General features: G+C 59.2%; 18 protein-coding genes. 15 read left to right on the forward strand and 3 right to left on the reverse strand.

What is annotated here, in order from left to right; translation table 11 throughout:
- The first annotated feature begins 75 nt into the window (after positions 1–75).
- The 7 genes from FEU76_RS01010 (at position 76) to FEU76_RS01040 (ending at position 9,649) form a co-directional block, all read left to right on the forward strand.
- The gene (locus FEU76_RS01010; protein ID WP_144979623.1) at positions 76–2,673 is read left to right on the forward strand and encodes a TRAP transporter permease; all 2,598 of its coding nucleotides are present in this window, start codon (positions 76–78) and stop codon (positions 2,671–2,673) included.
- 13 nt (positions 2,674–2,686) lie between these two features.
- On the forward strand, positions 2,687–3,115 hold the full coding sequence (locus tag FEU76_RS01015) for a universal stress protein (RefSeq protein WP_096921422.1): 429 nt from the start codon (positions 2,687–2,689) through the stop codon (positions 3,113–3,115).
- A 286-nt stretch (positions 3,116–3,401) separates the two neighbouring features.
- Positions 3,402–4,217, forward strand: a complete 816-nt coding sequence (locus FEU76_RS01020) for a DUF2189 domain-containing protein (RefSeq protein ID WP_039175452.1) — start codon at positions 3,402–3,404, stop codon at positions 4,215–4,217.
- Between the two features lie 212 nt (positions 4,218–4,429).
- On the forward strand, positions 4,430–4,918 hold the full coding sequence (locus tag FEU76_RS01025; RefSeq protein WP_144980281.1) for a molybdopterin-dependent oxidoreductase: 489 nt from the start codon (positions 4,430–4,432) through the stop codon (positions 4,916–4,918).
- Complete coding sequence (locus FEU76_RS01030; RefSeq protein WP_096921421.1) at positions 4,905–7,151, forward strand: ATP-binding protein; 2,247 nt, start codon at positions 4,905–4,907, stop codon at positions 7,149–7,151. Before FEU76_RS01025 ends, FEU76_RS01030 begins: the two co-directional genes overlap by 14 nt.
- The gene (gene nosP / locus FEU76_RS01035; protein WP_222114770.1) at positions 7,108–8,289 is read left to right on the forward strand and encodes a nitric oxide-sensing protein NosP; all 1,182 of its coding nucleotides are present in this window, start codon (positions 7,108–7,110) and stop codon (positions 8,287–8,289) included. The genes FEU76_RS01030 and nosP overlap by 44 nt, the downstream gene beginning before the upstream one ends.
- A 22-nt stretch (positions 8,290–8,311) precedes the next feature.
- The gene (locus FEU76_RS01040; protein ID WP_144979626.1) at positions 8,312–9,649 is read left to right on the forward strand and encodes an ATP-binding response regulator; all 1,338 of its coding nucleotides are present in this window, start codon (positions 8,312–8,314) and stop codon (positions 9,647–9,649) included.
- 11 nt (positions 9,650–9,660) lie between these two features.
- Here the strand turns inward: FEU76_RS01040 and FEU76_RS01045 are convergent, their stop codons facing one another.
- Positions 9,661–10,380: a response regulator transcription factor gene (locus FEU76_RS01045; RefSeq protein WP_144979629.1), complete on the reverse strand. Its 720-nt coding sequence runs from the start codon at positions 10,378–10,380 to the stop codon at positions 9,661–9,663.
- A gap of 117 nt (positions 10,381–10,497) precedes the next feature.
- On the opposite strand from FEU76_RS01045, the gene exaC reads away from it, so the two are divergent.
- Together exaC and adhP are read left to right on the forward strand one after the other, a co-directional pair.
- Complete coding sequence (exaC, locus tag FEU76_RS01050; protein ID WP_144979632.1) at positions 10,498–12,018, forward strand: acetaldehyde dehydrogenase ExaC; 1,521 nt, start codon at positions 10,498–10,500, stop codon at positions 12,016–12,018.
- Between the two features lie 120 nt (positions 12,019–12,138).
- Positions 12,139–13,167, forward strand: a complete 1,029-nt coding sequence (adhP, locus tag FEU76_RS01055) for an alcohol dehydrogenase AdhP (RefSeq protein ID WP_170968122.1) — start codon at positions 12,139–12,141, stop codon at positions 13,165–13,167.
- A gap of 75 nt (positions 13,168–13,242) precedes the next feature.
- On the opposite strand, the gene betT is transcribed toward adhP, so the two are convergent.
- Both betT and FEU76_RS01065 read right to left on the reverse strand, forming a co-directional pair.
- Complete coding sequence (gene betT, locus FEU76_RS01060) at positions 13,243–15,291, reverse strand: choline BCCT transporter BetT (protein ID WP_144979634.1); 2,049 nt, start codon at positions 15,289–15,291, stop codon at positions 13,243–13,245.
- A 188-nt stretch (positions 15,292–15,479) separates the two neighbouring features.
- Entirely contained in the window at positions 15,480–15,866 is a 387-nt protein-coding gene (locus FEU76_RS01065) for a hypothetical protein (RefSeq protein WP_039175481.1), read from the reverse strand.
- A gap of 158 nt (positions 15,867–16,024) precedes the next feature.
- On the opposite strand from FEU76_RS01065, the gene FEU76_RS01070 reads away from it, so the two are divergent.
- From FEU76_RS01070 to FEU76_RS01095, 6 genes are all read left to right on the forward strand, one after another.
- On the forward strand, positions 16,025–16,957 hold the full coding sequence (locus tag FEU76_RS01070; protein WP_144979637.1) for an alpha/beta hydrolase: 933 nt from the start codon (positions 16,025–16,027) through the stop codon (positions 16,955–16,957).
- Positions 16,958–17,181: 224 nt separating this feature from the next.
- A complete protein-coding gene (locus FEU76_RS01075) occupies positions 17,182–18,933 on the forward strand; it encodes an AMP-binding protein (protein WP_144979640.1) in 1,752 nt (583 codons plus the stop codon).
- 35 nt (positions 18,934–18,968) lie between these two features.
- The gene (locus tag FEU76_RS01080) at positions 18,969–19,865 is read left to right on the forward strand and encodes a bile acid:sodium symporter family protein (protein WP_016916240.1); all 897 of its coding nucleotides are present in this window, start codon (positions 18,969–18,971) and stop codon (positions 19,863–19,865) included.
- Positions 19,866–20,019: 154 nt separating this feature from the next.
- Positions 20,020–21,033: a Bug family tripartite tricarboxylate transporter substrate binding protein gene (locus FEU76_RS01085; RefSeq protein ID WP_144979643.1), complete on the forward strand. Its 1,014-nt coding sequence runs from the start codon at positions 20,020–20,022 to the stop codon at positions 21,031–21,033.
- Between the two features lie 67 nt (positions 21,034–21,100).
- The gene (locus FEU76_RS01090; RefSeq protein WP_039175490.1) at positions 21,101–21,553 is read left to right on the forward strand and encodes a tripartite tricarboxylate transporter TctB family protein; all 453 of its coding nucleotides are present in this window, start codon (positions 21,101–21,103) and stop codon (positions 21,551–21,553) included.
- 19 nt (positions 21,554–21,572) lie between these two features.
- Complete coding sequence (locus FEU76_RS01095; RefSeq protein ID WP_039175492.1) at positions 21,573–23,081, forward strand: tripartite tricarboxylate transporter permease; 1,509 nt, start codon at positions 21,573–21,575, stop codon at positions 23,079–23,081.
- Positions 23,082–23,127 lie beyond the last annotated feature (46 nt).

Genomic DNA, 23,127 nt, shown 5'->3' on the forward strand with positions numbered 1-23,127 from the left:
GCGGGCACCTTGGGTGTCCGCGCTTCTTGTTGAAAGTACTGATTCACAGTGCTGACCATTAGGCAGGGCAAGCGTATGCGTGATGACAAACAACCTTCGGCAGCCGCGGGAAGCGACCTGGAGGATATGGTCGCTTCCAGCGATACAGGGGCAAGGAAACCCCTGGGCGTGCCGGGTAAGCTGCTGGTAAGTATTGCAGCTGCCTGGTCGCTGTTTCAGCTATGGATTGCATCGCCACTTCCTTTCATGCTCGGGTTCGGCGTTTTCAACTCTACGGAAGCGCGCTCCATTCACCTGGCATTTGCGCTGTTTCTGGCCTTCATGGCCTATCCTGCGTTCAAGCGCTCGCCGCGTGATCGCGTGCCGCTGCTGGATTGGGGATTGGCTGCGGTTGCCGCCTTCTGCGGCGCCTATCTGTTTCTGTTCTTTGGTGATTTGGCTCAGCGTCCGGGCAGGCCCATCACCCAGGACGTGGTGGTCGGCGTCGTCGGCATTGTGCTGCTGCTGGAAGCCGCCCGTCGTGCGTTAGGGCCACCGCTGATGATCGTGGCCGGGGTGTTTATCGCCTATTCCTTGTTCGGGCCTTATATGCCAGGCATTCTTGCCCACCGTGGGGTCAGCCTGAACGGCTTGATCAACCACCAGTGGTTGGGCACGCAAGGGGTGTTTGGTATCGCGGTCGGCGTATCTACCAGTTTCGTTTTCCTGTTCGTACTGTTTGGCGCCTTGCTGGATAAAGCCGGGGCCGGTAACTATTTCATCAAAGTGGCCTTCTCGCTGCTGGGGCACTTCAAGGGCGGTCCGGCCAAGGCAGCGGTGGTGGCCTCGGGCATGACGGGACTGATTTCGGGCTCTTCGATTGCCAATACGGTCACCACCGGTACCTTTACCATCCCCATGATGAAACGCGTCGGCTTCAGCTCGGAGAAAGCGGGCGCGGTGGAAGTCGCTTCTTCGGTGAATGGCCAGATCATGCCGCCGGTCATGGGGGCTGCCGCCTTCCTGATGGTGGAGTATGTCGGCATTCCCTATGTGGAAGTCATCAAGCATGCGTTCCTGCCGGCCATCATTTCCTACATTGCGTTGATCTATATCGTTCACCTCGAGGCACTGAAGGCGAACATGACCGGTCTGCCGTCCAGCAACCCGGCACGCCCGTTGATCAACAAGGTGCTGGGCTTCCTGACCGGCCTGATTCTGATCATGGCTCTCTCGTTTGCGGTCTATTATGGCCTGGGGTGGCTGAAACCCCTGTTGGGTGATGCGACCCCATGGGTCGTCGCGGTGCTGCTGGCAGTGGCCTACGTGGGCCTGCTGAAAATCGGGGCGGGCTACCCTGAGCTGGAGATGGACGACCCCAACTCCAAGGTCGTCACGCTGCCTCAGACGCGTCCCACGGTCATGGTCGGGCTGCACTACATCCTGCCGGTCGTGGTGCTGGTCTGGTGCTTGATGGTCGAACGGCTCTCGCCGGGACTGTCTGCCTTCTGGGCAACCGTGTTCATGATCTTCATCATGCTCACCCAGCGTCCGATCATTGCCCTGTTCCGTGGTCGTAGCAAGATGGCCGCCGACATCAAGGAAGGTTTCCTTGATTTGTGGGATGGTCTGGTGGCCGGTGCCCGCAACATGATCGGGATCGGTATTGCCACGGCTACTGCCGGCATCGTGGTCGGTGCGGTATCCCAGACTGGCGTAGGCCTGGTGCTGGCCGACGTGGTCGAAGTGCTGTCGGGCGGGAATCTGATGATGATCCTGCTGCTGACGGCGCTGCTGAGCCTGATTCTGGGTATGGGTCTGCCGACCACCGCCAACTATATCGTGGTATCGGCGCTGATGGCCCCCGTCATCGTCCTGTTGGGCCAGCAGAACGGCTTGATCGTGCCGCTGATTGCCGTGCACCTGTTCGTGTTCTACTTCGGTATCATGGCCGACGTGACGCCCCCGGTGGGCCTGGCGTCGTTTGCGGCGGCGGCGGTGTCGGGGGGCGATCCTCTGCGGACGGGCTTCCAGGCGTTCTATTACAGCCTGCGCACGGCGGCGCTGCCGTTCCTGTTCATCTTCAATACCGACCTGCTGCTGATCGACGTTTCGTTCCTGCAGGGGATCGTGGTGTTCATCATCGCGACCATTGCCATGTTGATCTTCGCGGCGGGAACCCAAGGCTACATGCTGGTTCGCAGCCGCTGGTACGAGTCGCTGCTGCTGCTACTGGTTGCCTTTACCCTGTTCCGCCCCGGTTATTGGATGGACCGCATCCATGATCCGTACGAGTCGGTGCCGCCAGCACAGTTTGCAGAAGCGCTTGGGCAAGTCGAGGATGGCAGTAACCTGCGCGTGCAAATCGCGGGAGAAGACAACTTCGGCGACCCCATGACCACGTATATTCTGGTGCCCGTGCCGCGTGGCGACTCTGCTGAAGAACGCATGGAGCGTCTGGGCATGGAGCTGTGGGTAGACGGTGATCAGGCCACGGTCGATTTCGTGCAGTTCGGCGGTCTGGCACAGGATCTGGGCTTTGACTTCGATCAGGAAATCCTCGAGGTGCTGGCGCCCGTCGACCGCTGGGCAAAAGAGTGGATGTGGATTCCCGGATTCGTCCTCTTTGCCTTTGTCGTCATGCTGCAGCGCCGTCGTCGCGAGAAAGAGCGTGCGGCCATGGCCACCACCTGAGGAGACCACGATCATGTATCAGAAGATCCTGCTGCCGGTGGACCTGAACGAAGAAGCGTCATGGAAGAAGGCGCTGCCCACGGCAGTGACATTGTGCCAGACCTTTGGAGCATCGCTGCATATCGTGACGGTACTGCCAGAGTTCAAGATGCCCATGGTGGGGGCCTACTTTCCGAAAAATTTCTCGGAAAAAGCCCACTCGGCCGTCAAGGAGGCGCAGCACACGTTCATCAAGGAGCAGGTGCCTGAAGGGATCAAGACCCAGAGCGTGATCGTCGATGGCTCGCCCTGGGAGGCCATCATCAAGGTCGGCAAGAAAATCGATGCCGACCTGATCGTGATGGCCTCGCATACCAAGCGCAAGTTCGTCGATTATGTGCTGGGCCCCAACGCCGAGCACGTCGTGCATCATGCCAAAGTGTCGGTCATGATCGTGCGCTAACCGTTCACTTCGAAAGCACCCAAGCAACGCGCCAGGCATCTTGCCTGGCGCGTTTTTTTTGCATATTACCCAGCGCTAACGCATCGAATTAATCGTTGGTAATCGACCCTATTGAGGATTTTTTGTACGTGACTCCATGAAAGCGCTTCGCCCGGAAACAACTCAACTACATTAAAAGAGGATTAAGCCATTAACGTGGAATTAATGGTGTCATCACACAGGGTAAGCATTTGCCTGAGTGTTTGGTGCGACAACGCCATCTGGGGTAAATCACGGGAGTTACGCCATGAATGCAACAACAAAAACACAGCCAGTGGCAGGTGTGCCCAACGTCAAGATCACTATCAACAAGGTGGGCATGGACAGGCCACGAGCCTGGCTGGCCGCTGGCGTAGAGGATTTTCGTCGCGCGTCTGCCATCAGTCTGGCGTACGGACTGTTCTGGGTGGGCTTGAGTATTGCCATTACGGCTGGGGCCTTCACGCTGGGTTACTGGTACTGGCTGCTGCCCATGATTGCCGGGTTCATGTTCGTGGGGCCGTTAGTAGCCGTTGGGTCTTACGGTATCAGCCGTGCCCTTGAGCAGGGACGTGTCCCCAACCTGGGCGATGCGTTTGGCAGTTGGAAGCCCCATGCGGGTCAGTTGGCCATGATGGGCGTGATGATGATGATTTTCTTCCTCGCCTGGATTCGCTTGGCCACGCTGCTATTCGCGCTATTCTTCGGTTTTGAAGTGCCGAGCCCCGCTACGCTGTATACCGCGCTGCTCACTACGCCCGAGGGGTTGGGAATGTTGGCGGTTGGCACAGTGGCAGGAGGAGTGCTTGCCTTTGGCGCGTTTGCGATCAGCGTGGTGGCCATTCCGACGCTGATGGATCAAGACCTGACCTTCATGGAAGGCATCGAAGCCAGCGTGCGCTGCGTGGCACGCAATTTCCGCCCGATGCTGCTGTGGGCCGCCATCCTGACTGGCTGTGTGCTGGTGGGTGTCATGACGTTCTATATCGGCTTGGCGTTGATTCTGCCCGTGCTTGGGCATGCCAGCTGGCACGCCTACGAAGAGCTGGTGCGCTTTGAGCCCATCGAGCAGCTGAAGACGTGATGATACGTTGATGCAATGTCACCTCGGCAGGAGGATATCATTCGCGACGGACCAAAAACATCGTAATTAGCCTGACCTGTGAATCGAGATGGCGTACCCTAGGCGCCATCTCTTTTTATTTTGTTCCTGTCGCAAGGCTTGATTCGCGTGGTGCGCTCAGGGCAATACGATACGAGGGCATAGTAGTGAAAGCGGTGTTATTGGGGTGGATCATGCTGGCGTTCAGCATTCCTCATGCAGTGCTGGCAGAGACGACAAAGCCGCTGGAAGCGCCTGCAGGGCCTGTCATTCTTACGGTCGACGGTGGCATCGGAGCCACCAACGCAGAGCATCAGGCTGAGTTCGATCGCGAGATGCTGCTGGCGTTACCGCAGCACTCGTTTACTACGGGGACCCCGTGGACAGAAGGCAAAAGCCACTACCGTGGCCCGTTGATGCGCACGTTGCTGGAGTTCCTGGAGAATGAGGGAGATACCGTCAACGTTGCCGCGCTGAATGGTTACGAGGCGGAAATCCCGATCAGTGACTTTTACGACTACGATGTCATTCTCGCGCTGGAGCGCGATGATCAAGCCATCCCGATTCGTGAGTATGGCCCGCTATGGGTACTTTACCCCTTTGATCATGACGAAGCACTGCTGAGCGAGCGCATGCGCTTCAGGGCAGTCTGGCAGGTAATGCATATCAATGTCCGCCAGTGAGTCTACGCCTCGGGCACCTCGCTTGCTGCGTTACCCACGGCGTCTCAAGCTGCTGGCCATCATCACGGTGCTGCTGTTTGCCGCCGCGCTGGTGGTGGCAGGGCTCTCCGCATGGCGCCAGGACAACCTGACCCAGAGCCTGCGCGAAGATACGGCCTGGGTGGTCTATAAACTTGACCGCGATGCCGTTCAGCTATTGAATCATCTGCTGGCAGAAACGCGTACTTCGCTCTCTCCCACCGCTCAAGACGCGCTCAACCTGAGGTTCGAGCTGCTCTACAGCCGCATCACGCTGTTGCGTGAAGGCGAGGTGAGTTCGCTATTGCAGAGTATCAGTGCGGCGAGGGAGCTATTGGCGTCGATTCAACAGCAACTGGATCGGCTTGATCCCATGTTCGAGCCGTATGCCGTGCTGACGCCACTGCCTATCACGGAACTGGAAACAGAGCTGCAGGCCCTCACTCGCCTGACCGAGCGTTTCGTGATTGCGATCAATGGCTATCTCGCCGAGTCGGCAACAGAAGAGCGCGCCTTGTTGAGCGCGCTGTACAAGCTGCTCATTACGCTGCTGTTCGGAATGAGCGTGGCCGTCTTGCTGGTCATTGCGTTTTTGGTGCGTGAAATGCGAGAAAGCGCGGCCGCGCGCCGTGAACAGGAGCAGCTGGGCAAACAGCTCCAGGTGACCGCTCGCCAGGCGCAGGCGGCCAACCATGCCAAATCCGATTTCCTGGCCATGGTCAGCCATGAAATTCGTACGCCTCTGAACGGCGTGATCGGGATGAGCGAACTGCTTCGTGAGCCTGCCAGCCCTGCTCAGGTAGAAGATTACGCCCGAACGATCCACGAGAGCGCCAATCAGTTGCTGGCCATGATCAACGAGATTCTCGACTTCTCCAAGATCGAGGCAGGTCATTTGACGCTGGAAACGATCCCCACGGCGCTCGCTCCCTTGGTGGAAGGCGTCATGGCACTGTTCGAACCCAGGGCTCAGGCCAAAGGTGTGCAGCTCTCGCTGGATATCGATGCGCTGGTGCCCGCCTGGGTCATGATCGATGCCGGTCGGCTACGCCAGATTCTGCTCAACCTGATCGCCAACGCCATCAAATTCACCGATTATGGCAGCGTCACCATCCGAGTCAGTTCTACCGTCAACGTACTGGTATTTGAAATCCGCGATACCGGGTGCGGTATCCACCCTGAACAGCAGGCATCCTTGTTCGAGCCCTTTCAGCAGGCCGACGAAAGCATCGCCAGGCGCTACGGGGGTACCGGGCTGGGGCTGGCGATTTGCAAGCGCTTGTGCGAAGCCATGCAGGGCCGCATGGGAGTGAACAGTGAGCCTGGTCAAGGCAGTACGTTCTGGTGTGAGCTGCCTTTGGTCGAAGCAAGCCCGATCGATGCTCCCTTGCCTGTCGCTCCTTCCAAGGATTTCGCGGGGTTCTCGCTACTGCTGGTGGAAGATAATGCCGTCAATCGGAAAGTGGCCGTGGGCTTGCTCTCGCGACTGGGGTGTGAAGTGGTGTGTGCCGAAAATGGCCATGAAGCGCTGAACATGGTCAAGCGTCAGCCAGTACACCTGGTGTTCATGGATATCCAGCTGCCCGATATGAGTGGCATCGAGGTCACGCGTCGACTGCGCCAACAGGCAGGCTGGTGTCAGCAGGTGCCCATCATCGCCATGACCGCGGGCGGTGCCGACGATGACCGTCAGCGCTGTCTGGCCGCCGGGATGAACGATTACATCACCAAGCCGCTATCGCTGCTGGCATTGAGCAATGTGCTGGCCCTGTACCTGACCGAACAGCCGGGGCAACCGCTACCCAGCATGCCCGAGACACCGGAAGAGCATGATGACGCGTGCCTGTTGGACGAGTCCGCACTGCAAACGCTGCTGGCCTCGTTGGGTAGCGAGAGTGTGACCCAACTGATCGTGCTTTATCACCAGCAAGTCAGCGACTATACCGCGCAGCTAGCCGGCTACTTCTCCAGTGAAGGGCATATGGACAGCGAACAGGCGCTGCAAGTGAAGCGGCTTGCACACCAGCTGCGCGGCGAGTCGTTGAGCATCGGAGCCGAGCGGTTGGCTGCCGAGGCCAAGCGCCTGGAGCTGATGGCCGATATGCCTGCGCCCGAAGGTGAGCAACTGATGCGTGCATTCAGCAGCGTACGCCACTGCGCAGGTCGTACTCATGCAGCGCTGGAGAAATGGCGTCGTGACCATCAACTCTACTGACAACGGTATCCGTACTGCTGCAAGTCGCCATGCCGACCCCGCTCAGGCGGCCGCAGAGCTGGCTTCCCAGTTGCACCATCCCAATGCGGGCTTTTTGTTGTTCTTTTGCAGCGCGGAGTATCCGTTGGAGGCATTGGCAACGGCGCTTGGGGCGGCCTTTGGTGAGCTGCCCATCAGCGGTTGTACCACGGCAGGTGAGCTGACTCCGCAAGGTTACGAGCGAGGGTCCATTGTCGCCATATGTCTCGATCAGCGGTTTTTCGCCGTCGAAACGGCATTGATCGACGATCTCGAAGGTTTTGATCTCGCCGTGGCTCAGTCACTGGTCGACACCTTGCTTGATCATTGTCGGCAGCAGGCGGTAGCGCCCGTCAATGAGCACAGCTTTGCGCTCACGCTGCTGGATGGCTTGTCGAGCCGCGAAGAGCAGGTGCTGGCCACGCTGGATGCCGCGCTGGGGCGCATTCCCAGCTTCGGAGGCTCGGCCGGTGACGACAATCACTTGTCCCATACCCATGTCTACGCGAATGGCCGCTTTCACACCCAGGCTGCCGTGGTGGTGATGATCAATACTCAGCTGCCGTTCGAGGTGTTTTCCACGCACCATTTGCGGCCCCTGGCGCACAAGCTGGTGGTGACGGCGGTCGACCATGAGCAGCGGCGGGTACATGAGCTGAATGGGTTGCCCGCGGCCCAGCTCTATGCCGAACTGGTAGGGCGTCCGGTGGCGGCACTGGACCCCGTGGTATTTGCCCAGCACCCGCTGGCCGTGCGGTTGGGAGGCCAGCACTACATTCGCTCCATCCAGCGCGTCAATGACGACGACAGCCTGAGTTTCTACTGTGCCGTTGAAAATGGCATCGTACTCACGGCCATGCAGCCAGCCCCCTTGTTGGAGAACCTGGCGACCATGCTGGCACGGGTGGAAGCTCGCCTGGGGGCACCAGTGGCCATTCTTGGTTGTGACTGTTTTTTGCGGCGCATGGCGCTCGAGTCGTTGGGCCAGCTGGCTCAGGCCTCGATGCTGCTGCGCCATGCCAACGTGGTCGGTTTCAATACCTATGGTGAGCAGCACCATGGCATGCATGTGAATCAGACGTTTACGGGGGTGGCCTTTGGCGCTCTTCCAGCCTCCTGAGCAACACGGTGAACAGCCGACTATGGCAACGCTGCAGGAGGAAAATCGCCGTTTGCGCAAAGTATGCCAAGCGTTGATGGAGCGCGTGGAGTCAGGCGGCAGTCCCAGCGGCGCCCCGTATGCCGCGTTCGAACGCTCGGTACTGCTGGCCGAGCAGGTGCGCGAGCGCACCGATGCCCTGCATCGCGCGCTGGATGAGCTTGGGCGCGTGAATGCTCGGCTGTTGGCGGCCAATGCGCAGGCCGAAGCCGCCAACCTCTCCAAGACCCGCTTTCTGGCGGCGGTCAGCCACGACTTGCTGCAGCCCTTGAACGCCGCACGGCTGTTTGCCAGCGCCTTGGAAACGCATACGTTGCCCGATGCCTCCCAGGCGTTGGTGGGGCATATCGGCCGCTCCTTGAAGGATGTCGAAGGCCTGCTGGGCACGCTGGTGGACATTTCAAGGCTGGACGCCGGGGTGCTCCACGCCGACAAGGCACCCTTTGCCGTGAGTACCCTGCTGGATGCGCTGGCCGAAGAGTATCGTCAGGTGGCTGCCGTGCGCGGCTTGTCGTTTCACTACGTGGCGTCTCGGGCCTGGGTGGACTCGGATCTGGCACTGCTGGCGCGAGTGGTGCGCAACTTCCTGAGTAACGCCGTGCGTTACACCGAACAGGGGCACCTGTTGTTGGGATGTCGGCGGCGAACCAACGGACTCGAGATCATGGTGGGAGATACGGGCACCGGTATTCCTGAAGCGCAGCGTCAGGCGATCTTTCTCGAATTTCGTCGTGCCAGCCAGCCTCAGGGAGACCACAGCCGCGGGCTCGGGCTGGGCCTGGCCATCGTCGACCGTATCAGTACCATGCTGGAACACCCGGTTGCGCTAATGTCGCGGCCCGGGCGTGGCTCCCTGTTCTCCATTCTTGTGCCCTATGCGGGAGCGGCCGGTGAAGCGTCTGCAAGCGGGGTGAACGCTGGTTGGTGGCATGAAGACCCTCTGCAGGGCTGCGTGGTGTGGGTGGTGGACGATGACCCGGCCATCCTCGCAGGCATGCAGGCGCTGCTCAGCGGTTGGGGTTGCCGCGTGCGTGCTGCCGCCACGGTGAGTGCGCTGGAGGCGGCCAGTGACGGGGAACGACCTGCGGTTCTGCTGGTGGATTATCATCTGGGAGAGCATCGCGAAAATGGTATCGATCTGGCCGCGCGACTGCGGCGGCGTTATCCCGGCCTGGCGACCGTCGTCATTACCGCCAACCACGAAGCCGCGGTCAAGCGCGCCTCTCGGGAAGCAGGCCTGCACTACTTGCTGAAGCCTCTGAAGCCCCTGCGGCTCAAGATGCTGCTGGGAACGCTACTGGAGAACCATCCGCCAGGATAGGGCGCGTTGGCTCAAGGGGAGGGCTTGCCCGACAGGCTGGCCGTACGCTGGGCAATATGGCTACTCAGATCCTCTTCGCTGGCCAGCACGATGGCATGCACACGGCTGGACGCGCCCAGTTTGCGCAGGATGGCGGAAACATGGGTCTTGACGGTGGTTTCGGCAATCGTCAGTTCACGCGCGATCTGCTTGTTCGACATCCCCTGGCTCATGCAGCTCAACACATCCAACTGCTTGTCGGTCAAGCGCGGTAGGCGCGCGGGTCGTTCGACGTCCTGGAGGGCGGCCGACGAGGATACGCTGGCCGCGGCAGGGGCACGTTGGGCAGTAGGGCGGCGCATGATATCGGCAGGCAGATACAGCTGCCCCTGGAGTATCTGCTCCAGCGCCGACAACAGCTGCTGACTGGGCGTGGACTTGGGGATATAGCCCACCGCGCCCTGGGTGATGGCATCCAGCACCAGCTGGCGCTCCTGATGCGCCGAAACGATGGCCACCGGCAGCCAGGGAAAGGCGCTGCGCAACGTTTTCAGCCCTTCCAGGCCGTCGGCATCCGGCAGGCTCAAATCCAGTAGCAGCAAGTCCAGCGTGTCGTGTGCCTCGATATGCGCCATGGCTGCCGCCAGGCTGTCAGCCTCCAACAGCCGCGTGTCGGCCAGCCCGCCGCGGATGACCGCTTGAAGCGCGTCGCGAAACAGCGGGTGGTCATCGGCCACTAGTAGCGAATACATGGCATCTCCTACCAAGGAATGAGGGTGCATCCTGCCATTGGGCGATATCGGGATTGCCTTCGGTGACCAACACTGAACAGGCACCTTTTAATAATCATAATACTCAGGAGCAGCACCATGATCTATGCCAACCCAGGTGAATCGGGCTCAGTCGTGTCGTTCGAAAAACGCTATGGCAACTACATCGGCGGTGAGTTCGTACCTCCGGTGAAGGGCCAATACTTCGACAACATTAGCCCAGTCAATGGCAAAGTGTTCTGTGAAATTCCCCGCTCCAGCGCCGAAGACATCGAAAAAGCGCTGGATGCCGCCCATAAAGCCGCTTCGGCGTGGGGCAAGACCTCGGTACAAGAGCGCAGCAACATTCTGCTCAAAATCGCCGACCGTCTCGAGCAAAACCTCGAAATGCTGGCCGTGGCCGAAACGTGGGATAACGGCAAAGCGGTGCGTGAAACCCTCAATGCGGACATTCCGCTGGCTGTTGACCACTTCCGCTACTTTGCAGGCTGCCTGCGCTCCCAAGAGGGCACCGCCGCTGATATTGATGCCAACACGGTGGCGTACCACTTCCACGAGCCGTTGGGCGTGGTAGGGCAAATTATTCCGTGGAACTTCCCGATTCTGATGGCGGCTTGGAAACTAGGCCCGGCGCTGGCAGCGGGTAACTGCGTGGTGCTGAAGCCTGCCGAACAAACCCCAGCGTCAATTTTGAAAGTGGTAGAAGTGATCGGCGATCTGTTGCCTCCAGGCGTGCTGAACATCGTTAATGGCTTTGGCGCAGAGGCAGGCCAAGCGCTGGCTACCAGTAAACGCATCGCTAAGATCGCCTTTACCGGCTCGACGCCGGTGGGCTCACATATTTTGAAGTGCGCGGCAGAGAATATTATTCCTTCCACGGTGGAGCTAGGCGGCAAATCTCCGAATATCTACTTTGCCGATATTATGAACGCCGAGCCGACGTTCATCGACAAAGCGGTAGAGGGGCTGGTGCTGGCCTTCTTTAACCAGGGCGAAGTGTGCACCTGCCCGTCGCGGGCACTGATTCAAGAGAGCATGTACGACGAGTTCATGGCGAAAGTCATTGAGCGCACCAAGACCATCAAACGGGGTAACCCGCTGGATACCGACGTCCAGGTGGGCGCTCAGGCATCCCAAGAGCAGTTTGATAAGATCATGTCGTACATGGATATCGCTCGGGATGAAGGCGCTGAATTCCTTACCGGTGGTGACAAAGAAACGCTGGATGACAGCATCAACAGTGGTTACTACATTCAGCCCACGCTGTTGAAAGGTAATAACCAGATGCGCGTGTTCCAGGAGGAGATCTTCGGCCCAGTGGTGGCGGTGACCACCTTCAAAGATGAGGAAGAAGCGCTGGCGATTGCCAATGACACCGAGTTTGGCTTGGGCGCGGGCGTTTGGAGCCGCGATATTAACGTGGCCTTCCGCATGGGGCGTGGCATTCAAGCGGGTCGCGTCTGGACAAACTGCTATCACCAGTACCCCGCCCACGTAGCCTTCGGTGGCTACAAGAAGTCAGGCGTTGGTCGTGAAACCCATAAAATGGCGCTTGGACATTACCAGCAAACCAAAAGCCTGCTGGTCAGCTACGATATCAACCCGCTTGGGTTCTTCTAAACGCTTGTTATGTCGTCCCATCGCCCGGCCTAGGCCGGGCGATGCTGCACATCCTCTGGCGCTAACTCTACGGATAAGAGCAGCTTAGAACTGCCGTTAACCATTATTAGGAGTCGCATCATGGATAATACAATGCGGGCGGCCGTCGTGCGCGAGTTCGGACAGCCGTTAGTCATAGAAGAAGTCGATGTTCCACGCCCAAAGCAGGGGGAGGTATTGATGAAGGTGGCGGCCTCGGGGGTCTGCCATACGGATCTACACGCAGCGCACGGCGACTGGCCAGTCAAACCTTCACCTCCCTTTATTCCAGGGCATGAAGGCGTTGGGCATGTTGTGGCGGTCGGGGCCGGTGTCTCCCATGTCAAAGAGGGCGACCGTATTGGTGTTCCTTGGCTCTATTCGGCCTGCGGTTTTTGCGAACACTGCTTAGGCGGCTGGGAAACCTTATGTGAGTCCCAGCAAAATACCGGTTACAGCGTTAATGGTGGGTTTGCCGACTATACCTTGGCCGATGCGGGGTATGTGGGGCGGCTGCCGGATAACGTTGGCTTTGTCGAGCTGGCTCCGGTGCTGTGTGCCGGCGTAACGGTTTATAAAGGTTTAAAAATGACCGATACCCGCCCCGGCCAATGGGTGGTGATTTCGGGCATTGGTGGCCTTGGCCATATGGCAGTGCAGTATGCCAAAGCCATGGGGCTTAACGTGGCGGCTGTCGATATTGATGACGGCAAGCTGGCGCTGGCTGAGCGCTTGGGCGCGACGGTTACGGTAAACGCCATGAAAACCGACCCCGCGGCATACCTTAAAAAGACCATTGGCGGTGCCCATGGTGCGCTGGTCACCGCAGTGTCGCCGAAGGCCTTCGATCAGGCGCAAAATATGCTGCGCCGTGGCGGTACGCTGGTACTTAATGGCTTACCGCCAGGGGATTTTCCACTGCCCATCTTTAGTACCGTGCTCAATGGGATCACTATTCGTGGCTCGATTGTCGGTACGCGTAGCGACCTTCAGGAAGCGCTCGATTTTGCGGCGGAAGGTAAAGTGGAAGCCACCGTCGCAACGGATACACTGGACAATATCAACGATGTTTTTCAGCGCATGATAGACGGTAAAATCGAAGGGCGTATTGTGCTAGACATGGCGGGTTAAACGCCCAGCGCGCATAAAAAATCCCGGCCGCGTGGCCGGGATTCTTCGTTTTACGCGTTGTACGTAAAGCGCTACTTACATCTGCGCATCTTCAGGTGGTTCGCCGATGGTGCCTGGCATAGCCTGCACATGGCCCATCTGCTCCCCGGCCAGGGTCAGGAAGTGCAGGTGGCGTTCGTACTCGGCCACCAGATCGCCAATCACCTGACCACGGGTATAGCCGTTTAGGTCTTTATCCTGGCCGCCTTCGGCCAGATAGACATCCAGGCGCACGTAGAAGTCATCGTCTGCCGGGATGAAGCTCGGGGTGCGCATGCGGTGCGGGCAGACCTGATAGACAAAGCTGGTGGCTTCGCCAAAGTCGACCTGCAGCGTCAAGGTGGGCAGCGACTCGCCTTCCACCTGCTCTTCGGTCACGTTGGCGGTTTGGCCACGGCTTTCGAGCTCCTGGGCAAACTGGGTCATGGCGGGACGGATCGCGTGCTCGATGGTGGCCGCTGCCCCGGCACGGTTGGAGGTATCCAGCGCACGGTCCAGGCGCTCGCGCCAATCGCCGCCAGGCGCACTACCTGCAATCATGCGGCGTGCATCGGCCTTGCTGCCTTCCAGCTTCAAGGCTTTGTAGGTGCCTACCATGATGGCAAAAATCACCACCGAGAACGGCAGGGCGGTGATCACCACGGCGCTTTGCAGCGCGTTCAGTCCGCCTGCCATCAGCAGTGCCACGGTAATCAGGCCGATCACGGCCGACCAGAAAATGCGCAGCTTCACCGGGGCATCATGGTTCACGTCGCTCAGAATCGAGGTGAAGTTGGCCAGTACCAGGGCGCCGGAGTCGGCGGAAGTAATGAAGAACACAATGCCCAGCACGGTGACCACGGCGGCGGTGATACCGACGTAGGGGTAGTACTCCAGCAGCGTGTAGAGGGTGGTTTGCGGCGAGTTCAACGCCTGTTCGCCCAGCTCGACGACGCCTTGATTGGCGACCAGCTCGATACCGCTGTTACCGAAAATGGACATCCACACCATCATGAACGACAGCGGAATGAACAGCGCACCGGCGACGAATTGGCGAATGGTGCGGCCACGAGAAATACGCGCCAGGAACAGGCCCACGAAAGGCGTCCAGGCAATCCACCAGCCCCAGAAGAAAATGGTCCACCACATTTTCCACTCCTGGGCGCCTTCGTCGGCAAACGCGTAGGTATCGAAGCTGGCAGCGACAAACCCGGAGAGATAGTCACCGGCGTTGTTCACCACCTTGTCGAGCAGGGTCAGGGTATCGCCGGAAAACAGCACGAACAGCATCAGCACCAGCGCCAATAGCATGTTGAACTCGGAGAGGCGGCGAATGCCCTTCTCGACCCCGGTCACCACGGAAATGGTGGCCAGCACCACGACCAGACCAATCAGGATGATCTGTACCGTCAACGTCTCGGGAACGTCGAACATGTAGTTGAGGCCGTAATTGAGCTGCAGAACGCCAATCCCAAGACTGGTGGCGATACCGAACACGGTGGAAATGACCGCCGTGATATCCACGGCATTACCGATGGGGCCGTGGATGCGCTTGCCCAGCAGTGGGTAGAGGGCGCTGCGGATCGCCAGTGGCAAGCGGTGGCGGTAGCTGAAGTAGGCGAGTGCCATGCCCATCAGCACGTAGAGCCCCCATCCCGAAAGCCCCCAGTGCAGGTAAGTCTGAACGACAGCGTTGCGCATGGCCTCTTGGCTTTCAGGCGTCAGGTCCGGCGGGGCCAGGTAGTGGGCCACCGGCTCTGCCACGCTGAAAAACAACAGGTCAATGCCAATGCCGGCGGCAAACAGCATGGCGGACCAGGAGAGCAGCGAAAACTCCGGGCGTGAATGGTCCGGGCCCAGGCGTATGCTGCCGAAGCGCGACATGCCGATCAGTACCACGAACACCAGGTAGGCGACGATGGCGAGCATGTAGTACCAGCCGAAGGTGGTGCTTACCCAGGCCAGGCCCGCGTCGAAGAAAGCGCCTGCCTGCTCGGTAAACAGCATGGTCATCACCAGAAAGATGAGTATACCGGCGACGCTGCCGTGGAAAACCACGGGGTTGAGTCGATCCCGCGAGGGGAGGGTCGAGTTGTCTTTCGCCATGGAGGCGGACTCCTGTTGTTAAGACAAGGGAAGAATTATTTTTGAATGAACGTTCAAATAAAATACGCGGTTTGCTACGCCAGTTCAAGTGACGAGCCAACCACGTAAAATGATGAAACAGGAGTATAGATAGCCCTGCGCCCAGCAGAGCTGGGCGCAGGGTGGCAGGACGAACGTTAAATCAACGCTTATTCAGCATTGGCCTGATCACCGTGGCGGCCACCACGCTTGCCGTGCTCCTGACGGTATTCGGCGTGCACGTCGTGCATGGCATCCCGCAGTGCCTGCTGCTCTTCATCTGACAGAATTTCTGCAACGCGGGCCTGATGCTCCTCACGCAGCGCCATGACCGCTTCACGATGCTCGGCATGGGCCTGATTCAGCGCGGTTTGCTGCTCTTCGCTCAGCTCGGCGCGCTGGTAAACTTCCTGGCGGCGCTCTTCCATGCGCTCGTGCATGGCTTCACGGTCCATGCCACGGTGCTCATGCTGCTCGGCCTGTGCGGTGAACGCCAGGGGCATCAGGGCAATGGCCAGAAAGGCAGGAGCAAAACGTTGGCTAAGAGACATTTTCATGGCATACCTCATGGGTCATTAATGGGCTAATGTTGACCATGGCAGTATCCAGGGGCTTGGTGTAAATCGGTTGCAGGAAGTGTGCAACAACCGTGGTCTTATGCGGAGGGGCAAGGATCACGCCACAGGGTGAGGGGAACAGGAAACAGGAGAACACCATGCCAGAACTTGGATTCATTGGCCGCTATGCGCGCCTGGGCGCGCTGGTAGCGCTGCTCAGTGGCTGTGGCGCCACCCATCAGGCCAGCCTGGGTGAACCGGCCATCGAACGCCAGGGCCTGCGGGAGGCGCTGCCGTTTACGGCGCTGGTCCAGCAGCGCTATACCCCGGACGACTGGCCCGAGCCGCTGGTGGCCGATGTGCTGCTCCCCCGCACCGAGGGCGCGGGCCTGCGTCCAGCCGCCCTGCTGGTGCATGGGGGAGGTTGGCGTAACCGCAGCCGTGACGACATGGCAGGCATTGCCCGGCAGCTGGCTGAACAGGGCTACGTCACCGTCAATATCGAACACCGCTTCGTGCCGGAATATCGTTTCCCCGCCCAGCTGCACGACTTGCAGCAGGCCATGGCCTGGCTGCATCGCCATGCCGACGAGTGGCAAGTGGATACGAACCGCATTGTCGGCGTGGGCTTTTCCTCAGGGGCTCACCTGGTGAGCCTGTTGGCGCTGGCGGGCAGTGAAGGCCCCCTGGCAGACCCCTACGGCGGCGAGCATGCCCGGCTTGCTGCGGTGCTGGCCGGCGGTTTGCCCAGCGACTTGCTGAAGTTCAACGATGGGCGGCTGGTGGTGGACTTCATTGGTGGTACGCGCGCAGAGAAGCGTGACGCGTATGCCCTGGCATCGCCCGCGCGGCAAATCACTTCTCAAGCACCGCCGTTCTTCTTGTTTCACGGCCGCTGGGATCGGCTCGTGCCCGTCGATCACGCCACCGATTTTTATGCCGCGCTTCAGGCGCAAGGTACGCCCAGCGAGCTGTATCTTCAGCGTGGCCGAGGCCATTTCGCCAGCTTCCTGCTGCGTGGCAGTGCCATCGAGGCAGGTATCGCGTTTCTGAATCAGCAGGTCCAGCCGGAGGGCAGGCGCGGGAACTAGATGTCAGAGGGTTGTGTGAGGGCCGAGCTGACGGGGCCAGTGCGTCTTGCGCTTGGCCCGTTTTTTTATTTGACGCCCCACCTGGCGAAAGCAAAAATTAAAACGGTTGACTTAAACTCAGCGGCTGCGTTATTCCATGGAGAGCCTGTGCGGTAGAAAAACATGTAGAAAGCTAATAAAAACAATGGCCCCTTCATGAAAGGGCCCCAACGAAGAGAATGTGCATGTCAAATGATCACTTCTATGACAGCGCGCCGTGGGAACATCTTTATGGCACCCATCATCACGCAATAGGTGACCAGCTGCAGCCGCGCTTTGCCAGTATTCCCGCGATGGTCACTGCGGCAGCCCAGCAGTTTGGCTCCCACACCGCGTTCACCACCTGCATGCCCAACGGCATGAATGGCACGCTTGCTTATCGGCAGACGGATACTCTCTCCGATGCGTTTGCGGTTTACCTGCGTGACACCCTGGGACTTGCCAAAGGCGACCGCGTTGCGGTGCAAATGCCCAACTGTCTCGCGCTTCCGGTGGCCATTTTCGGCGTTTTGAAAGCGGGCTGTGTGCTGGTGAACGTCAATCCGCTCTATACGCGTCGAGAAATGGAGCATCAGTTCAACGATGCTGGCGTCAAGACGCTTGTCATCATGGATATGTTTGCCGACAAGCTGGAGGACGTGCTCCCCAACACTGGCATTCAGCACGTCGTACTCACGTCGCTTTCGCAATGGTTTTCACCAGTCGTACGCACGGTATTGGATGCCGTACTGAAATATTGGAACAAAGCCATCCCCAGGCACTCGCTGAACGCCGTGACGTTGAGCCAGGCCATTCAAACGGGTAGCGCACGGCAAGCCGAACAAGGCATTGACGTGGCGCGCTACTGGCAGGCTATTGCGCGTGAAGACACCGCGCTGTTGCAGTACACCGGCGGCACCACCGGCGTCAGTAAAGGCGCAGAGCTGACGCACGGCAATCTGCTGAGCAATTTAGAACAGGTCGATCTGGTGGTTGGCAGCCACATAGAGGTTGGCAAAGAGTGCGTTCTCACCGCGCTGCCCATCTACCATATTTTCGCGTTCACGGTGAACCTGCTGGCGTTCTACAGCAAAGGGGCGCACAACGTGCTCGTGCCCAGCCCGCGGCCTATCCAGAACTGCCAGCGCGCTTTTGATAACTACCCGATCTCCTGGATTTCAGGCGTCAATACGCTGTTCAACGCGCTGCTCAACGAAGAGTGGTTCACCGTGTACCCGCCTAAAAACATGAAAGTGGCGATGGCGGGCGGCACCGCGCTACATAAATCCGTCGCTGAGCGCTGGCGCGCGGTGGTCGGCACACCGATTGCCGAAGGCTACGGGCTAACAGAAAGCTCTCCGGTGATCTGCTTCAACCCGATTGGGCATGAGCGTGCTAACAGCATCGGCATTCCCGCGCCGTTTACTCAGGTGCGCATCGTCGATGAACAGGGCGTGACGGTTGCCCCGGGCGAGCCTGGCGAGATTATCGCGCGCGGCCCACAAATCATGAAAGGTTACTGGAACAACCCGGAAGAGACTGCCAAAACGCTGAAAGGTGGCTGGCTTTACACCGGCGATGTGGGAACAATGTCAGAGGATGGTCACTTTCAAATCGTCGACCGTAAAAAAGATATGATTCTGGTCAGTGGATTTAACGTTTACCCCAACGAAGTAGAAGACAGCATTGCGCGCTTACCTCAAGTGCAAGAGTCCGCCGTCATTGGTGTCCCCGACGATCAGACAGGCGAAGCGGTTCACGCCTACGTCGTGCTGCGTGAACAGGGGCTAAGCGCCAAGGACGTTATCCGGCACTGTAAAACAGAGCTTGCCGCCTACAAGGTTCCCAAAAAAGTGGTGTTCTGGGATGAGCTGCCCAAAACCCCTGTTGGCAAGGTGCTGCGCAAAGAAGTGCGTGCCATCGTGCAGGGCAGTCACGCCGAGACTAAACAACAATAACCGCAAACAGCGGCAGGCTACGGAGTTACAGCACTATGCTAAGCCCATTGGAAGAAAGCTTACTGTCGATCATGATGGTGATCATCATGTTCGGCATGGGGGCATCGCTCACCTTCAAGGACTTCAAACTCTCCATGCGCCACCCCCAGGCCATTGGGGTTGGCTTCTCATCGCAGTATCTGCTGATGCCTTTTATCGCCTTTGCCCTGGCGCGCCTTCTCGACCTGTCGGTTGAACATACCGTGGGGCTAGTGCTGATGGGGTGCATGCCGGGCGGCACGACCTCCAATATTTTTGCCTACTTCTCACGCAGCCTGCTCAGCCTCAGCATCATGATGACCATCTGCTCCACGCTGGCGGGCTTTGTTCTGGTGCCGCTGTGGATGGCGTTTTATACCCAGGGGATCGATGACGCCTTCCGCATACCGCCCGACCAAATTGGCCGCCTGCTGTTCGTACTGCTGATTCCAACGCTGTTGGGCATGTGGATACGCCGTAAAAATGCCAACCTTGGCGCCGTCATTGAGCTGGTAGGCGGCGTGTTGGGGGCTATCGTGATCGTGTTTCTGGTGGTGACGTGGGCACCGCGCAACTGGCGCTTGCTGATGGAGACCAGCTGGCAGGTATATGCAGCGGTGATTCTGCTCGGTTTGGTGGGTTTTCTATTCGGTTATTTATTCTCCCGCGTGCTCAAACTCAACCCGCAAAAAGCCCGCACGGTCTCTCTTGAAACGGGGATTCAAAACGGCCCGCTGGCCGCATTGATCGTCATCATGACGTTCAGTGGCGAAACACAGCAGCTGATTCTGCTCATACCCGTCATGTATTCGCTGTTTATCGTGCTGAATTCCACGGCCGTAGCGGTGTTTTACCGCAAGCTAACGAAAAAGGAGGAATTGGCCCGCGATCAAGCCAAGGTCGAACCTTCGTAGGTCGGTCGGAAGGTTCAGCCGGAGGGCAGGCGCGGGGACTAGACTTTAGTTGGTTTTGATCCTCGTGCAAGGTTGATGACAGTTTCGTGGGATAGCGTTGTTCTCTACAGGCAGCCGCCTGATTCTAATAACACGCACAACAAGAGACATCGCTATGCTCAAGCAACCTGTCAGCTCGTTTCCTCGCGCGCTCAAATCCCTGTTGGTGGGCGCCACCGTCACGGTAGCGTCACTGGCCATGGTGCTGCCTGCTGCGGCAGACAGCTACCCGGAACGCCCGCTCAACATGGTCGTCGGGTTTGGTACCGGCGGCAGTGCCGATCGGTTGGCCCGCTTGATGTCGGGATACATCTCCGAAGAGATTGGCGTACCCATTCAAGTCACCAACCGCCCCGGGGCGGGTACTCAGGTCGCTTCCAACTACGTGCTGAACGTACCGGACGACGCCTACACCGTTTATGCCTCCACCTTCGCCCCTTACCTGACCAACTCGATTCTGACGGGTGGGGCCAATTTCAGCGTGGATGACTTCTCTTACATCAATTTTCAGTGGTTCGACCTCGACCTGATCGCAGCCAACAAGGACAGCGGTTACGACGACCTGCCTTCGCTTTTGGAGGCGATTCGTGAGCAGCGCGGCCAGGTGCGCGGTGCCGTGGTACAAGGCTCGGCGGGCCACCTGATGGTGCGGTTGCTGCTGGAAGAAGCGGGCATCCCCCAGGAAAACCTCAATCTGGTGACCTACAACAGCGGTGGTGAAGCGCGTTCGGCGGTGGCCGGTGGGCAGGTGGATTTCGTCTCCATCAGTGCACAGGGCAGCGAAGGCATTCGTGAGTTCCTGACGCCGCTGGCCATCGTCAACGACGAGCGTATCGAGCAGTGGGATGCACCGACCATCAATGAGGCCCTTGCTCCCATGGAGCTGGAAGTGCCTGTGCTGCAAGGCTCCATGCGCGGCTTCGCGGTGACCAGCGAAGTCGAGCGCCAGCATCCGGGCCGTTACGAAGCCCTCGCGGATGCCATCCAGAACGCGCTGGCGCGCAAGGACGTGCAAGAGCATCTGGAGCGCAATGAAATGGGCGGCGTATGGGTAGGCCCTGAGCGTTCCAATGAGCTGATGCGCGAAAACTACGAAGTGTTCGAGAAGTACGCCCACCTGCTCAACTGATCACCCCATCGTCTGACGATCCTGTAGTGGCAGGCACCCTAAAGGGGTGCCTGCCAGGAGTTTACCCATGACGGCACAAAAACGTGACTATGGGGACGCGCTCGTCCTCATCGGTCTGGCGAGCTTTACGCTGTGGTATCTGATGGATGCCATTCGCGTCTCCGCGACCCCCCAGAACTTACTGCTGATTCTTCCCATGGCGCTGCTGGTACTGGCGCTGATTGCCCTGGAGGTGGTACTGCGCCTGAAGAAAGGCACGCTGCTGACCCAGGACCAGCAAGAGGAACCCCTGCTGCGTACGCTGCCGGTGGTGGGCCTGTTTGCCGCCTACGTGATGTCGTTGGAAACCCTGGGTTTCGACCTGGCGACGGTGGCGTTCATCGCGTCTTTTCTGATTCTCAAGGGTGAGCGCAACTGGCTGGCGTTGTTCAGTTTCAGCGCGTTGTTTGGCCTTGGTGCAGCGTTCTTCTTTTCGCGCATGCTGCCTTATCCCATGACGCTGCTGCTGATCCCCAACTGAATGCATCGAAGGAGGCAACATGATTGATTTTGGTGCCGTCGAGCAGAGTATGAACCTGCTCTTTTCCAGCGCAGGGCCCTGGTTGGTAGTGGTTCCCGGTATCGTGCTGGGGCTGATTTTTGGGGCAACGCCGGGCCTGCAGATCTCCATGGCCATGGCGATCTTCTTGCCCATGACCATGTACATGGACTTCATTCAGGCCATGCTGTTCTTGACGGCGATTTTTACCGGCGGCTCGTTTGGCGCAGGGATCCCGGCCATCCTGATGAACATTCCCGGCACTTCCTCGGCCATTGCCACGGCCTTCGATGGCTACCCGATGGCGCGACGCGGGCAGCACAATCAGGCGCTGGGGGTGGCGTTGGCCTCCTCGGTGATCGGCTCGCTGATGGGCTACGTGGTGCTGTTCTTCATGATCCAGCCGCTCTCCTACATGGTGCTGCGCCTGGGGCCCGCCGAGATGTTCGTGGTGATCCTCTGGGGCATGACCCTGATCGCCAGCCTCAAGGGTGAGCAGGTGCTCAAAGGCCTGGTGGCCGGTTTCGTGGGGCTGCTGGTAGGAACCATCGGGTTCAACGAGATTGGCCTGGCTCGCGGCACCATGGGGCAAACCTACCTGCTGGATGGGGTGCCGGTGATTCCTGCCATGATGGGCATGTTTGCGGCGTCCGAGCTGTTCAAGCTGGCCAACAAGGGGTTCATCGTCGAGTCGGCGGATGCGCGCAAGGTACGTGCCAGCGAAATTTTTCAGGGCTGCAAGATGGCGCTGCGTCATCCTGTGGTGATGATTCGCGGTGGCTTGATCGGTGTGCTGGTGGGCGCGGTGCCCGGTGTCGGGTCATCGGTTTCCAACCTGCTCTCCTACATCGAGACCAAGCGGCGGGATAAAGACCCGGACTCCTACGGCAAGGGCAACCCCAAAGGGGTCGTCGCGTCCGAGGCAGCCAACAGCAGCTCGGAGGGTGGCTCCATGGCGACCCTGCTGGCGCTGGGCATTCCTGGCGGTGGGGCAACGGCGGTAATGCTGGCTGCGTTTGCCATGCACAACATTACCGGTGGCCCGCAGTTCATCCGCCAGCAAACGGACGTGGTCTATGCGATCATCTTTGCCAACTTCGCCCAGGTATTCTTGCTGGTCATCGTGGGGATTTTGTTCATTCCACTGCTGGCCAACATCGTCAAGGTGCCCATGCGCTATCTGATTCCTTCCGTGCTGGTATTGGCGGTCATGGGGTCGTTCGGGCTCACCGGCAACATGACCGGGCCTGCCACGGTGCTGGTGTTTGCCGTGATCGGCTGGATCTTCCGCCACTACGGTTACTCGGTGCCTGCGGCGGTCATTGGCATGCTGCTGGGGGCTCTGGCGGAGAAGTCGCTGCTGCATTCCTACCAGATCAGTGGCGGGGACATCACCTACGTGCTGGAGCGGCCTGCGACCCTGGCCATCCTGGCGCTGCTGTTGATTTCGCTGTTTGGCCAGCCGCTGGTCAAGCGCTTTCAGGCACGGCGCGTGGCGGCAAAAGCGTAGCGCAACAACGGGGGAGCGGGTGAAAAAAACGCTGAAAACCATTGGT

This window comes from Halomonas sp. C22 (assembly GCF_007655045.1).
Taxonomy (GTDB): Bacteria; Pseudomonadota; Gammaproteobacteria; order Pseudomonadales; family Halomonadaceae; genus Vreelandella; species Vreelandella hamiltonii.

What these genes read in the sequence shown, in the direction of transcription:
- FEU76_RS01010 (WP_144979623.1), top strand. Translation starts at nt 76, where the DNA reads ATGCGTGATGACAAACAACCTTCGGCAGCCGCGGGAAGCGACCTGGAG.
- FEU76_RS01015 (WP_096921422.1), top strand. Translation starts at nt 2,687, where the DNA reads ATGTATCAGAAGATCCTGCTGCCGGTGGACCTGAACGAAGAAGCGTCA.
- FEU76_RS01020 (WP_039175452.1), top strand. Translation starts at nt 3,402, where the DNA reads ATGAATGCAACAACAAAAACACAGCCAGTGGCAGGTGTGCCCAACGTC.
- FEU76_RS01025 (WP_144980281.1), top strand. Translation starts at nt 4,430, where the DNA reads ATGCTGGCGTTCAGCATTCCTCATGCAGTGCTGGCAGAGACGACAAAG.
- FEU76_RS01030 (WP_096921421.1), top strand. Translation starts at nt 4,905, where the DNA reads ATGTCCGCCAGTGAGTCTACGCCTCGGGCACCTCGCTTGCTGCGTTAC.
- nosP (WP_222114770.1), top strand. Translation starts at nt 7,108, where the DNA reads ATGCAGCGCTGGAGAAATGGCGTCGTGACCATCAACTCTACTGACAAC.
- FEU76_RS01040 (WP_144979626.1), top strand. Translation starts at nt 8,312, where the DNA reads ATGGCAACGCTGCAGGAGGAAAATCGCCGTTTGCGCAAAGTATGCCAA.
- FEU76_RS01045 (WP_144979629.1), bottom strand. Translation starts at nt 10,380, where the DNA reads ATGTATTCGCTACTAGTGGCCGATGACCACCCGCTGTTTCGCGACGCG.
- exaC (WP_144979632.1), top strand. Translation starts at nt 10,498, where the DNA reads ATGATCTATGCCAACCCAGGTGAATCGGGCTCAGTCGTGTCGTTCGAA.
- adhP (WP_170968122.1), top strand. Translation starts at nt 12,139, where the DNA reads ATGGATAATACAATGCGGGCGGCCGTCGTGCGCGAGTTCGGACAGCCG.
- betT (WP_144979634.1), bottom strand. Translation starts at nt 15,291, where the DNA reads ATGGCGAAAGACAACTCGACCCTCCCCTCGCGGGATCGACTCAACCCC.
- FEU76_RS01065 (WP_039175481.1), bottom strand. Translation starts at nt 15,866, where the DNA reads ATGAAAATGTCTCTTAGCCAACGTTTTGCTCCTGCCTTTCTGGCCATT.
- FEU76_RS01070 (WP_144979637.1), top strand. Translation starts at nt 16,025, where the DNA reads ATGCCAGAACTTGGATTCATTGGCCGCTATGCGCGCCTGGGCGCGCTG.
- FEU76_RS01075 (WP_144979640.1), top strand. Translation starts at nt 17,182, where the DNA reads ATGTCAAATGATCACTTCTATGACAGCGCGCCGTGGGAACATCTTTAT.
- FEU76_RS01080 (WP_016916240.1), top strand. Translation starts at nt 18,969, where the DNA reads ATGCTAAGCCCATTGGAAGAAAGCTTACTGTCGATCATGATGGTGATC.
- FEU76_RS01085 (WP_144979643.1), top strand. Translation starts at nt 20,020, where the DNA reads ATGCTCAAGCAACCTGTCAGCTCGTTTCCTCGCGCGCTCAAATCCCTG.
- FEU76_RS01090 (WP_039175490.1), top strand. Translation starts at nt 21,101, where the DNA reads ATGACGGCACAAAAACGTGACTATGGGGACGCGCTCGTCCTCATCGGT.
- FEU76_RS01095 (WP_039175492.1), top strand. Translation starts at nt 21,573, where the DNA reads ATGATTGATTTTGGTGCCGTCGAGCAGAGTATGAACCTGCTCTTTTCC.